This is a genomic window from Aldersonia sp. NBC_00410 (assembly GCF_026342035.1).
Lineage (GTDB): Bacteria > Actinomycetota > Actinomycetes > Mycobacteriales > Mycobacteriaceae > Aldersonia.
Window position 1 is genome coordinate 289401 of sequence record NZ_JAPENM010000002.1, and the last position, 12702, is coordinate 302102.

The following is a 12702-nucleotide window of genomic DNA, read 5'->3' on the forward strand; positions in this document are numbered from 1 at the left end:
CGTCAGGGAGTGAGCACAATCTTGCCGCGGGCGGTGCCGGACTGCAGGTGCCGCAGTGCCGCGGCGACCTCGTCGAGCGGGTAGCTTTCGTCCACGACCGGTCGGAGCTGTCCCGCAGCCGCGAGGTCGGCAAGCGCAGCCATCGATGTACCCTTGTCCGGCATCGAAACACTCGGGCCGGGAAGGTGTTTGGTGAATGGCGAGCGTGCAACCAAGCCCAGCACACGTGGCATGCTGCCGAGCCATCGGCCCGCCGACGCGCCGAACTGGTCGTGCCCGATCAGGATGTAGACCCCCGTCGACGTGAGTGCACGACGGCAGGCCGAGAACCCGTGGTTCCCCGGCACATCGAAGATGACGTCGAACCGCTCCCCGGTGCGGGTGAAATCGGTGTGCTCGTAGTCGACAACCCGATCGGCGCCCAGAGCGCGCACAAAGTCGAGTTTGGCCCCTGCGTCCACGCCGGTGACCGTCGCGCCCCTGGCCCGGGCGATCTGCACCGCGCACGCGCCGACCCCGCCCGCCGCGCCGTTCACCAACACGCTCCGCCCCGCGAGTGCATCTGCGTCTGGAAGGTTGTGCAGCGCAATCAGACCCGAGGTCGGGACCGCCGCAGCTTGGGCTGGGGTGAGGTTCGCCGGCCGGGGCGCAAGCACTTGCGCCGGGACAGCCACGTACTCGGCGAACGCACCGCCATTGCGCCACTGGTACCCCCGGACGGTCTCACCGAACACCGCGTCGCCGGGCGCGAAACCGGCCACGCCGTCGCCGGTCTCGACCACCAGGCCGGCCATGTCGGTGCCGGGGATCCGGCGCGTCGGGCGGCGGAGCCCCGATCCCATCAGTCGAAGCGCGTAGGGCCGACCGGTGACCACATGCCACACGTCCGGATGCACGGACGCCGCTTGGACCTGCACGAGCACCTCGTCGGGCCCGGGCCTCGGACGCTCGACGTCGCGCACCGCGAGCACCTCGGATGGTGGTCCGTACCGATCCTGAACGACCGCGCGCACCGATCCACCGTAGCGAGGTTTTTCGCCCGATCAGCCATCCCCGCCGATCTCGCCGAGCTAGGCCCGAAGCTTCTGGGTGTCTTCGGCCATCCAGCCGTCGGGTGGCACAATCGCGCCCCACGCGTTGGCGATGACCACCAGCGACGGAAACCCGCCGGGCGGACAGGCTCGGTGGACCTGCGGCGCGGGTCGTCGATCACCTCGGTAGGCCCGCGCGGCCCGTAGCCCGGTCCCGGCCGATCCAAGTAGCGACGCAGCTTCGAAACGCCTTCGGGTCGCCTGCCCGAATTCCCCGGCCATGAGGAACGATAGGACTCGACTACTCAGGAACGGGTGAACCGCCATGCCGAAGATCGCACTCACGCTGGCCGTCGCGTTGGTCGCGCTGGCGGCGTGCTCTGCCGCCGACCCGGACGATCCGACACCGATGGGGCACGAGTTCGTGTCCACCGAGGTACAAGGCGCGCCGATCCCCGGCGGCGGCCCGCTCGAACTCGGCTTCGCCGACGAGCAGATTTCCGCCTTCGCCGGCTGCAATCGGGCAAGCGCGTCGGTGGACCTGTCCGACGGCAAGGTGACGACCGGTGACCTCGCCACGACGATGATGGCGTGCCCGGGCGACCGCGGCGATGCCGACGCGTGGGTAGCCACGTTGCTGGGTGCGCAACCGGCCTGGGCGCTCGACGGCGACACACTGACGCTCCGCACCGGCGACCAAGTTGTCACTCTGCTCGATCGCACGGTTGCCGACCCCAATCGCCCGCTGATCGGCACGAACTGGTTGGTGCAGAGCACGATCGCATCGGGCGCGATCACCACGTCGGTGGCCTTGGAGCGCGCGGCGGCGCATCTGGTGCTCGACCCGAGCGGCGCCGTCACAGGCAACACTGGCTGTAACAACTTCAACGGTCCCGCAACGGTTTCCGAGCCTGCGAGCGGCACCACCATCGAGTTCGGACCCCTCGCCACCACCCGGATGGCCTGCGAGCCCGACCTTGCCGAGGTGGAACAGTCGGTACTCGCCGTGCTGTCCGGCACCGTCGAGGCCACGGTGGACGCCGACAAATTGACGCTGCGCAAGCCCGATGGCACCGGACTGGTACTGCGCGCACAGTGATCGCACCGCTACCTTGCTGTGGTGCCCGACGAAATGCCGACGGATCATTACCTCAGGCTGATGAACGATTACTGCTGCATCTGGCCGCTCTGGGACAGCCTCGGCGGTACCGACGGCAAGCATCTCGGCCTGACCGAAGAGTTGGAACACGACATTCGCAAGTGGCAGGAGCATTTCGAAGCGCACTTCCATTACGAGACCGGCTGGTCGTCCGCGCAGACGGCTGCCGAATACGAGCGCCGCGGTCGCGACCTGCTGCCCCGGCTCAGTGCTGAACTGCCCGACCATTTCGTCGAGCTCGATCTGTGGCCAGTGAACGGCGGCAAGGTGCGCGGTTGAAATATGTGCGCGCATCTGGCGGGCGCACTGGATTCGACGGCTGTCGTCACTTCCCCCCTCGGGCACTTCCGGGCCTGAGCCGGCCGAACGGTCCCGCTCCGCCGGCCGTTCGGACTAGCCTGGGGCTGCTGTGTTACAGATCACACAGAAAGGCCGGAGTCATCGCCCCGAACAACCGCACCGAACCTTCGATACGCAACGTTGCGCTCATCGGGCATCAGGGCAACGGCAAGACCACGCTCGCCGAGGCGATGCTGTTCCGGGCCGGCGTGGTCCCGCGGGCAGGCCGCGTCGATGCCGGCAACACGATCCTGGGAAACCAGCCCGAGGAACGCGAGCGCCAACAGTCGCTCACTCTCGGCATCGCCTCCTTCGAGTGGAACGACCACCGCATCAACCTTATCGACACCCCGGGGTACGCGGATTTCATCGGCGACGCGTCGGCGGCCCTACGAGTCGCCGACGCTGCCGTGTTCGTCGTCGATGCCGTCGCCGGCCTGCAGGTCAACGACGAGCTGATGTGGGAGGCCGCCGCGGACCGAAACATCCCACGGCTGATCTTCCTCAACAAGATGGACAAGGAGAACGCTTCCTTCGACGCGGCGCTCGCCGGGCTGCGGGAGCATTTCGGATCCGGCGTCGAACCCGTCGAGTTGCCCGTCGGTGCTGCTTCGGCGTTCAACGGCGTCGCCGACCTACTGACCGAGCATGTCTTCCTTTACGACTCGGGCACCGCAATCGAATCGGCCGACCTCCCACCGGGGATCGCGGACCGCGAGCACGCCGAACACGAGCATCTCCTCGAGGACGTCGTCGAACTCGAGGACGACCTCATGTCGCGTTATCTCGACGGCGAGGCGATAAGCCCGGACGAACTCGGCCATGCGCTGCACCACGGTTTCGCGACCGGGATCATGTGGCCGGTGCTGTGCGGGTCGGCTACCGAGGCGATCGCCGTCGACCGCCTCCTCGAATTCATCACCCGAATCGCCCCCGCGCCGAGCGAGATGCCGTCGCTGGCAGTGGGTTCCGGCAACGAAGTCAAATGCAATCCCGAAGGCGATCCGCTCGCCTACGTCTTCAAGACCCAGACCGACGACTATGTCGGCCAGGTGGCGCTGCTGAAGATCCTCTCCGGCACCATCCACGCGGACGACGTCGTGGTGAACCAGCGCACCGGTACCCGGGAACGGATGCACAACCTGCTGCGTGTCTTCGGTGGCAAGACTTCGCCGATCGACACCGCGGTCGCGGGTGACATCATCGGCGCGATCAAGCTCACCGACGTCGCCACCGGCGACACTCTCGCGCCTGCCGGTTCGACCCTCGAAGTGCCACCGATCGAGAACCAGCAGCCGGTCTACGGCGTCGCGGTCGCGGCACAGAGCACCAGCGAGGAGGACAAGCTCAGCACGGCCCTTACCGAGCTCGTACGCGACGATCCATCGCTGCGGGTCACGCGGGACAGCGATACACACCAGCGCGTGCTCTCCGGTGCCGGCGATGTGCACGTGCAGTCCGCGCTCGCCCGCGTGAAGCGCCGCTTCGGCATCGAAGTCGGCACCGAGCCGGTCAAAGTCGCCTACCGCGAAACGCTGGCCGGATCAACGCAAACCGAAGGCCGGCACAAGAAGCAGAGCGGTGGGCACGGACAGTTCGGCGTCGCGCTCGTGCGCTTCGAACCGCTCGCCCGCGACAGTGGATTCGAGTACGCGGACGAGACTCGCGGCGGCGTGATCCCGAAATCGCTGGTGCCCGCCGTCGGCAAGGGCATCCACGAAGCGATGGCCCGCGGCGGGACGCACGGCTTCCCACTCGTCGACGTCAAGGCCACCGTCGTCGACGGCAAGCACCACTCGGTCGATTCCGACGACCACAGTTTCCGCATGGCCGGCGCGCTGGCGCTGCGCGAAGCGATCGAGAAGGTCGGCACCGTCGTGCTCGAGCCGATGATGCACGTCGAGGTGAAGGTGCCGAGCGCTCTGCAGGGCGACGTGCTCGCCGACCTCGGCCGCAGGCGCGGCCAGATCGAGGGCACCGAGATTTCCGGGGCCGACAACGCCGTCGTCGTGGCCACCGTCCCGCACGCCGACATGCTCGACTACGCCGTCACGCTCCGCTCGATGACACATGGGCGGGGCCGATTTACCATGTCGTTCAAGGCATATCAGGAACGTCCCTAACAGGCTGGACCACGAGGGCGCCGGTCAGCGCGGAGATCGGTGGGGCGAAGAAGTAACCACCGCCGGTCGGGGTGACCCACTCCCCCGGCACCGGCACCTCGACGACGCTTCCGTCCGCGCGCGGCAGCGTCAATGTCCGGGTTCGGTCGCAGTGCGCGTTGCGCTGACCGATGAGCGGATCGCGACCACGATCAGAGCGTGAGCTTCGTTGCCGGGCCCACCGACCGACCAGTTCACTTGCGAGCCAAGACGCTCCGACGCAGTCGGGTCGCCGAGATAGGCCGACCTGGCGGACAGGCCTTGGCGGAAACTGTGCTCTCCGAACGCATCCGCCGACTCGCTACCCGCCAACGTCGCAATCCCCTTGTACGAGAACGCAACCGCCGTCCACACTGCCGACTGGCCGGCGACATGTTCGGTCCGCCGGCGCGCGCGAAAGTCCAGTGCCTCCGCCATACTCGTGACCCGCGGCGCGAGCCAGGTGGTGAACCGGCGTGCGCCGGCGCGATCATCGAACCGGAGAAACAGGAAGTACTGATGGTCCTTCGTGAAGCCGGGAATGATGTTGCCCTGGATATTCGCGGCGGCAACAGCGTCGTACACCGGCTCGGGTGCGGTCACTGCTCGATCCCGCACACGATGTGGGCGGACATCACGATGTGCTCGGCGAGGTGACCGCCGGCGGTGATCGGCCGTCCACCGATGTGGATGTCGCTCACCGTGAATCCATCGGCGGCGGGCACCTCGTAGCGCAGTCGCAATGCCGCGCCGGGCAAACCGCGCAGCACGGTCCAGTAGTCGCCCACCGGGGTGCCGTCGGGACACGCGAAACCGCTGTCGTCCCACTCGATCATGTAGATCCCCGGTGGGTTCGCCGTCCCGATCGACAACCCGGTCCGGGCAATTGCCCAGTGGTCGAATCCGATCCGGGCGTCGGCCCCGGTGGCGCGGCGGTAGGGCAGCGCGTCGTACCCGTCCCGGGCGGTGGCCGGGACGGGCGCCTCCTGCGAGACACCGAGCAGATCCTTCATCGAGTTGACCCGCATGATGTAGTGCACGATGCCGTCGGTGGTGTTCCAGCGGTTCATCGGGTCGTAGACGCCACCGGGAAAGATCTCCTCGGACCGCACCCCGGGATCGACGAGTTGCCGGTACAGGGCGAGTACGGCATCGGGGTCACTCGCCGCGAGCGTGCGGTAGTACTCGGGCGTTTCGGTGCTGAACTCGACCCGCTGGATCCGTCCGTCGACGCGCGTGACATGCCACTCCAGGTACTCGATCTGCGTGGCACGGTCCTCGCCCGCGGCGAACGCGGCGGCGCGATCATCGCGATGCTCGACCAACAACGGCCGCGAGAAGCCGGTACAGGTCCAGGTCAACGTGCGCCGGTTGCGGACGTCGAGCGAAACCTGCGCGGATCCACCGAATGGCCTGCTCCGCTCAGCACGACCCGATCCGCAGTCAGGTCGCCAACGACCCGGTGCCAGGCTTCGTAGAACGGCGAGCCCTCCGGGGCATCGCGCAACCGCCCGGGAGTCTCGTATCGCCCAACGACCGTCACGGCGATGACGGTATCGGTGAATCTGCCTCCGCGCCTGACGATTTGCCTGCATCGCCGGCCGGGTGTTGCCAGGTTGCCTGGCGCGGACTAGATTACTGATTGCTGACTCAGTAAATATTGCGATCGCGCCCCGCCCACCAGCGTGAGGACCGCCATGCCCACCGACAACACCGTCACGAAATACGGCCAACCCACCACCACCGGCCCCAAACCGATTTCGCGCTACCAGGGCGCGCTGAATCGAGTGATCCGCGTACTGCTGCGCACGCCGCTGCTCGCCCGTGGCATCGGCACGAAACTGCTCACCATCGAGATCGTCGGCCGCAAGAGCGGTAAGACCTACCGGATTCCCGTCGCGTACACGCCGCACGAGAACGCCCTTATTGTCGGTACTCGGGTCCGTCCCTGGCAGCGCAACCTGCGTCCCGACGAGCCGGTGACCATCCGGCTGCGCGGCGCGAAACGGCTCGCGGACGTCACAGTGCACACCGGCGAGCAGGACGTGATGCGGCTCTATGACATCGTCGCGCGCGACAACCACGTCAACGCAGCGAACAACGGCATCGGATTCGGCCCCGACGGCACCCCCAACCGCGCCGACCTCTACCAGACCTGGCGCAGCGGCGGCGTCGTACTCGAGCTTCGGCTGCATTGAAACCGCGCGCAACAACGCGCGATCGGCAAAGATCGGCAAGGTGCATCCCATCGGAACGAAGTTGTGGGCGACCATGAACCGGCTGATGTCGGCGCTCTACCGCCGCACCAACGGCAAGCTCGGCAGTTGGGCGAATGGTCCCCTGCCGGTCATGCTGCTCACCGTGCCGGGCCGGAAATCCGGTGTCGAACGGACAGCGCCGGTCTGCTACATCGAGCGCGACGGTGGCTATCTCGTCATCGGCTCGGCCGGCGGCTACAGCGAGGATCCGCAGTGGTTCAAGAATCTCGCCGCGACCGATCGGGCGCGTATCCGGATCAAGTCGTCGGAGTCCGAGGTCGGCGTACACATCGCCGTGGGCGAGGAGCGCGATGCGCTGTGGCGCGACGTCGTCATCGTCGAGTCGCCCGGGTTCCTCGACTACGAACGCAAGTCCGGCCGCACAATTCCGATCGCGGTGCTGACTCCGCAGAAGTAGCCGATCTGGACAACCGCCCAGCCGCACGGGACAAACGTGAGCTGCGCCACGTAAAATCGCCAGCCATGGTGCATGGGCAGTTGCGATCGGCGCGGATCAGCGCCGCCGTCGCGTTCGCCGTGCAGGGCTTCTTCCTCGCCGTGGTGCTCACCCAGTTGCCGCAGATCCGCGACCGGTACGGGTTCGGCGAGGGTCTGGTGGTCGGTGTCGTGGTGTTGATCTCGCTGCTCGCCGGCGTCGGCAGCGTCGTCGCCGAACGGATCGCGCTCAAGCGATCGAGTCGGGTGACACTTCGCGCCGGACTCGCGCTGATCGCCGTCACCGGCCTCGGCATCGCGCTTGCCCCCGGACCGATCGCACTTTTTATCGCGCTCGCCGGGTACGGCATCGCGCTCGGGATTGTCGACGCGAGCACGAACATGCAGGCCGTCGCCATCCAACACGGCTACGGCACGATCATCCTGTCGTCGTTCTATGCGGCCTGGAGCGCCGGCGCCATCGTCGGCGCGCTGTACGTCTCGGTCTGCTCGGCCATCAATGTCTCGCTGCAGGTGTCGGTCGTGATCGCCGCGATTCTCGTCGCCATCGTCGGTGCAGGCGCCGGCCGGTACCTCCTCGAGGCGCGCACCGGAGCACCGACCCCACTCGGCCACACCGTCGTGGCCATCCCTACCCGCATCTTCGTCGCACTCGGAGTCGCGATGGCGCTGTTCTTCGCCATCGACCTCGCCATCGGCAACTGGTCCGCGCTCTACCTCGACGACGTGCTGTCCGCCGACGCGGCCACCGCGGCGCTCGGGCTTGCCGCGTACCAGGGCGCTGCCCTGCTCAGCCGCCTCACCGGCGACCTCTGGGTGCGCCGGTTCGGCGAGGTCGCGGTGATCCGCGGCGGCGGCGCACTCGGGGTGCTCGGCATGCTGATCGTGGTACTCGCCCCGAACCCCGCCGTCGCCATCGCCGGCTTCCTCGTCGTCGGCCTCGGCGTGCCACTGGTGGCCCCGCTGTGCTTCAGCACGCTCGGACATCTCACCAGCGGGCCCGGTCTCGACGCCGCCGTCGCCCGGCTCAACATCTTCAATTACGCGGGCACCCTGATCGGCGGCGGCGTCGTCGGGGCGATCGCGGTCGGCACATCGCTGCGCGTCGGATTCGTTGTACCGCTGATCTTCGCCGGCCTGCTGATCATGCTCGCCCCGGTGTTCGCCGCCCAGCAACGAACGCGCGTCGATTCTGCGTCGATAAACCATGGATGATCGACCTGCGCGGTACGCCGCTGTCTACACTGAGCCAATGCCCGACGTCATCGTGGACGTCAGCCGAGCCGGCCTCTGGGACGCAGAGGCGCTCAGCGACGTTGCCGCCGTCACCTTTCCGCTCGCCTGCCCTCCGCAAGCCACCGACGAAGACATCGAGATCTTCATCAACGACGTGCTGTCGATCGATCGGTTCGGCGAGTACCTCTCCGAGCCGACGCACACGGTACTCAAGGCCGTCGAGCGCGGCACCATCGTCGGATACATCATGCTCATCGCCGACGAACCCGCCGACTCCGACGTCGCGGCCGTGCTTTCTGCTCGTCCCCTGCTCGAGATCAGCAAGATGTACGTCCTTCCCGGCCACCAGGGCACCGGCGTCGCCGGCGCGTTGATGGAGGCCGCGGTCGAGCACGCGCGCGACATTGGCTGCGCGGCGGTGTGGCTCGGAGTCAACCAACTCAACTCCCGCGCCCAGCGCTTCTACGCCAAGCACGGTTTCAGGCAGGTCGGCACCAAGACGTTCCAGGTCGGCGCACAGACCCACCACGACTACGTCATGTGCCGGCCACTGAGCGGCTAGTTCAGCGCGGTTAGGCGGTCGGCACCTCGAACCGGGACAGCGCGAGCAGACGCGACGTCGCGCGCAGGTACTTCTTGCGGTACCCGCCGTGCAGCATCTCCTCGGTGAAGATCTCGTCGAGCTTGGCGCCGGACACCGTGACCGGGATGCTCGCGTCGTAGAGCCGGTCCGCGAGCACAACGACGCGCAGGGCCACCGCCTGATCCTGGACCGGATGCACTCCGGAGATGAATATGGCGCTCAGACCCTCGACGAGCTTCTTGTACCGGGATGGATGGAGCGTGCTCAAATGCGCGAGCAACGCGTCGAAGTCGTCGAGGGTTGCCCCCGGCGTCACGGCCGCGCGCTCGGCCAGCACCGCCGAATCGGTCGGCTCCGGCGCCGGGGGAAGGTCGCGATGCCGGTAGTCGGGACCGTCGACGCGCAGCGTTTCGAAAATCGAGCCGAGCTTCTTGATCTCGCGCAGGAAGTCCTGCGCGGCGAACCGTCCCTCGCCCAGCTGACCGGGCAGCGTATTCGAGGTCGCCACGATCGAGACTCCGCGGGCCGAGAGTTCGGTCAGCAGCCGGGAAACCAGCATGGTGTCGCCGGGATCGTCGAGTTCGAACTCGTCGATGCACAGCACACTGTTGCTCGACAGCTGCTCGACCGCGTTGTTGAAGCCGAGCGCGCCGACGAGGTGCGTGAGCTCCACGAACGTTCCGAACGTCTTCGGTTCGGGGCTGCTGTGATAGATCGACGCGAGCAAGTGCGTCTTGCCGACGCCGAAGCCGCCGTCGAGGTAAAGACCCACCCCGGAGACCGGCGTCTTCTTGCCGAACAGCTTGCGCTTGCCGCCGCGCAGACCGCGCACCTTGTCCGCGAACTGCTCCGCCTTCGCCACTGCCGCGGCCTGGCTCGGCTCGTTCGGATCCGGGATGTAGGAGGCAAAACTCACGTGGTCGAACATGGGCGGCGGGACCATTTGGGTGACGAGTTGGTCCGCCGGAACGACCGGACTTCGGTCGACTAGGCGTTCGGGCATGCCAAATACCCTAACGACGTGCTCTTATCGGACTTGTGCAGCATATCGACATTGGGACTCATGTCACAGGCCGTCGAGACGGCAATCGAGAGCTCGACGATGCCGCGTTGGCCGACCTCTACGCCTATCCGCCGGACCTGCTCGCGCCCTGGTTGCGAATCAATTTCGTCGCCAGCATCGACGGTGCAATCGCGGTCGACGGGGTGTCGGGTGCGCTCGGCACCCCCTCCGACCATGCGGTTTTCCACCTGCTGCGTGAACTCGCCGACATCATCCTGGTCGGCGCGGGCACTGTGCGGGCCGAGGACTACGGCGGCGCACGAACCGACGAACAACTGCGCGAACGCCGCCTCGCACAAGGACTGACACCTGTCCCGCCGATCGCTGTGGTCACCTTGGGGGCCGCGCTCGACCCGCAGGCACGGCTGTTCACCGACACCACCGAGGCTCCTGTCGTCCTCACCTGCACCGCCGCGCCCGAGGAGAACAAGCGGCGGCTCAGCGACGCGGGCGCGCGCGTAATCGAGATCGGCGACGACCGGATCACCTCCGTCGAGATCATCGACGCGCTCGCCGAACTCGGCATGCCGCGCGTGCTGTGCGAGGGCGGGCCATCCCTGTTCGGTCAGCTGATCACCGACGACGCCGTCGACGAGCTGTGCCTGACCACATCGCCGCTGCTCGTCGGCGGACTCGAAAGCCGGGTCTCGGTATCGCCCACCTCAACTCCGCGGCCGATGGTCCGGGGGCATGTGCTCGCCGACGAAGACGGCACACTGCTCACCCGCTGGGTCCGTCCTCGGCGGGGCGGCTGATACCTGGCAAGCTGTGCGGAATGTCGCTACGCAGGCTCCGCTCCTACGGATTCGGGTCGCTCCGCAGGCTCCGCTCCTACGGATTCGGGTCGCTCCGCAGGCTCCGCTCCTACGCGGCCGTGCCGGTCGTGCTCGTCGCGGTGGCCGCCTCGGCCGGCTGCGGAGCCGGGCCCTCGAACCGTCCCGCGGTCGCCGTGGAACAACTCGAGCCCGGCTCTCCCGCGGAGACCGAATCGAGCGCCGCCGGCCCACCGCCCGCACCGGATCTGCAGACTCCGAAATCGGATCTGGCCTGGCGCGACTGCACAGACGCGCAGCTCGATCAAACCGGATTCGGCCCTGGACCGGAGGGGCTGATCATCGAATGCGCGGACCTGTCGGCACCGATCGACAGTTCCCGAGCGGTGCTCGGCACGTTCACGATCGGCGTCGCCCGCGCCCGGCTGCCGCAGACCCCGGTCGACGCGCCCCCGCTCGTGCTCACCTCCGGATCGGACCGGTCGTCGACGAGCACTCTCGCCGGGCTCGCCTCCGGACCGGTCGGCAGCCTGCTGAGCGCCCGGCCGATCGTCGCGCTCGACCGCCGCGGCATCGGCACCTCCACGCCGATCGACTGCATGCCGCCAGACGTCCGCGAGCAACTGCTGAACAACGCCCAGGGCGCCCCCGACCAACCCGCGGCGATCTCCCAGGCGAGTCAGGAAGCGACCGTCGCGTGCAAGGACTTCCTGCAACCGCACGAACTCGCGTTCGACACCCCGCACGCGGCCGACGACATCGAGCAGCTGCGCCTTGCCTGGCAAGTCGACACACTCGGCATCATCGGCTCGGGCAACGGCGCGAAGGTCGCGCTGAGTTACGCCCAGCGGTATCCGCAGCACGTCGGCCGGCTCGTCCTCGACGCGCCGGAGGGGGTCGGGCTGGACGCCACCACGACCACCGAACAGCAGGTGCAGGGCGCCGAAGCAGCGCTCACCGCGTTCGCGACCCGGTGCACCGGGCTCGGTTGCTCGCTCGGCGCCGACCCGCGCGCCGCGATCACGGATCTGGTTCGCCGCGCGGATGCCGGCGAGTTGGGCACGATCTCGGCCAACGCGCTGCTCACGGTGGTGACCGGTTTCCTCGGCAGCCCCCGCAGCGATCAGGCCAACCATGTCGCCGAACTCTCCGACGCCCTGTCCGCCGCCGCCAACGGCGACACGGCCGCCCTGGAGGCGATGATTCCGCGCGAGCAAGGTGCCATTTCCAGTGACGGCGAGTTCGTGAGCCGGTGCACCGACGGCCAGCAGTGGCCGCCGGTCGAGAAGGTCCGCGGCCTCACAGAGACTTGGGGGCAGCAGTACCCGGTCTTCGGTAAGCAGGCGGCGCTCGGGATGCTCGCGTGCACGGCCTGGCCCGCCGCCAAAGCTCCCGACCTACCCGCCGCGCTCGACATCCCCGTGCTCGTCACGCGGACCCTCGCCGACCCGGTGGTCGGCGGCGGCGGAGCGAGCTCGGTGACCGGTGCGGTCACCAATGCGGGTGGTCGGCCGTCGGTGATCGAATGGCGTGGCTACGGACATCCGGTCAGCGCACACTCCGGCTGCGCACAGCAGGCGATCGCCGAATACGCAGCGACCGCAAAGTTGCCGACAAACGGAACCGCCTGCCCGGCGTGAGCGGGGTGTCCGCGCTCCGCGGA

General features: G+C 67.8%; 14 protein-coding genes. 9 read left to right on the forward strand and 5 right to left on the reverse strand.

Annotated elements, in window-relative coordinates:
• Nucleotides 1-2 precede the first annotated feature (2 nt).
• Nucleotides 3-1013: an NAD(P)-dependent alcohol dehydrogenase gene (locus OG921_RS05010; protein ID WP_266111270.1), complete on the reverse strand. Its 1011-nt coding sequence runs from the start codon at nt 1011-1013 to the stop codon at nt 3-5.
• A gap of 343 nt (nt 1014-1356) precedes the next feature.
• Between OG921_RS05010 and OG921_RS05015 the strand changes: the two genes are divergently transcribed.
• The 3 genes from OG921_RS05015 (at nt 1357) to fusA (ending at nt 4652) form a co-directional block, all read left to right on the forward strand.
• Nucleotides 1357-2130, forward strand: coding sequence for an META domain-containing protein (locus OG921_RS05015; protein ID WP_266111271.1), 774 nt, complete (start codon nt 1357-1359; stop codon nt 2128-2130).
• Between the two features lie 21 nt (nt 2131-2151).
• A complete protein-coding gene (locus OG921_RS05020; protein ID WP_266111272.1) occupies nt 2152-2469 on the forward strand; it encodes a hypothetical protein in 318 nt (105 codons plus the stop codon).
• A 191-nt stretch (nt 2470-2660) separates the two neighbouring features.
• A complete protein-coding gene (gene fusA / locus OG921_RS05025) occupies nt 2661-4652 on the forward strand; it encodes an elongation factor G (protein ID WP_266111616.1) in 1992 nt (663 codons plus the stop codon).
• Nucleotides 4653-4781: 129 nt separating this feature from the next.
• Here the strand turns inward: fusA and OG921_RS05030 are convergent, their stop codons facing one another.
• From OG921_RS05030 to OG921_RS05040, 3 genes are read right to left on the reverse strand one after another with little or no spacing between them, the layout of a single operon-like run.
• Complete coding sequence (locus OG921_RS05030; protein ID WP_266111273.1) at nt 4782-5273, reverse strand: hypothetical protein; 492 nt, start codon at nt 5271-5273, stop codon at nt 4782-4784.
• A complete protein-coding gene (locus OG921_RS05035) occupies nt 5270-6031 on the reverse strand; it encodes a hypothetical protein (RefSeq protein ID WP_266111274.1) in 762 nt (253 codons plus the stop codon). The genes OG921_RS05030 and OG921_RS05035 overlap by 4 nt, the downstream gene beginning before the upstream one ends.
• Nucleotides 6028-6213: a hypothetical protein gene (locus OG921_RS05040; RefSeq protein ID WP_266111275.1), complete on the reverse strand. Its 186-nt coding sequence runs from the start codon at nt 6211-6213 to the stop codon at nt 6028-6030. The genes OG921_RS05035 and OG921_RS05040 overlap by 4 nt, the downstream gene beginning before the upstream one ends.
• 154 nt (nt 6214-6367) lie before the next feature.
• On the opposite strand from OG921_RS05040, the gene OG921_RS05045 reads away from it, so the two are divergent.
• From OG921_RS05045 to OG921_RS05060, 4 genes are read left to right on the forward strand one after another with little or no spacing between them, the layout of a single operon-like run.
• On the forward strand, nt 6368-6868 hold the full coding sequence (locus OG921_RS05045) for a hypothetical protein (protein WP_266111276.1): 501 nt from the start codon (nt 6368-6370) through the stop codon (nt 6866-6868).
• A gap of 40 nt (nt 6869-6908) precedes the next feature.
• On the forward strand, nt 6909-7346 hold the full coding sequence (locus OG921_RS05050; RefSeq protein ID WP_266111277.1) for a nitroreductase/quinone reductase family protein: 438 nt from the start codon (nt 6909-6911) through the stop codon (nt 7344-7346).
• The gene (locus tag OG921_RS05055; protein WP_266111278.1) at nt 7247-8599 is read left to right on the forward strand and encodes an MFS transporter; all 1353 of its coding nucleotides are present in this window, start codon (nt 7247-7249) and stop codon (nt 8597-8599) included. The genes OG921_RS05050 and OG921_RS05055 overlap by 100 nt, the downstream gene beginning before the upstream one ends.
• A gap of 37 nt (nt 8600-8636) precedes the next feature.
• A complete protein-coding gene (locus OG921_RS05060; RefSeq protein WP_266111279.1) occupies nt 8637-9182 on the forward strand; it encodes a GNAT family N-acetyltransferase in 546 nt (181 codons plus the stop codon).
• A gap of 10 nt (nt 9183-9192) precedes the next feature.
• Here the strand turns inward: OG921_RS05060 and zapE are convergent, their stop codons facing one another.
• Entirely contained in the window at nt 9193-10206 is a 1014-nt protein-coding gene (zapE, locus tag OG921_RS05065; protein ID WP_266111280.1) for a cell division protein ZapE, read from the reverse strand.
• A gap of 44 nt (nt 10207-10250) precedes the next feature.
• Between zapE and OG921_RS05070 the strand changes: the two genes are divergently transcribed.
• Nucleotides 10251-11021, forward strand: a complete 771-nt coding sequence (locus OG921_RS05070; RefSeq protein ID WP_266111617.1) for a pyrimidine reductase family protein — start codon at nt 10251-10253, stop codon at nt 11019-11021.
• 20 nt (nt 11022-11041) lie between these two features.
• The gene (locus OG921_RS05075) at nt 11042-12679 is read left to right on the forward strand and encodes an alpha/beta hydrolase (protein WP_266111281.1); all 1638 of its coding nucleotides are present in this window, start codon (nt 11042-11044) and stop codon (nt 12677-12679) included.
• Nucleotides 12680-12702 lie beyond the last annotated feature (23 nt).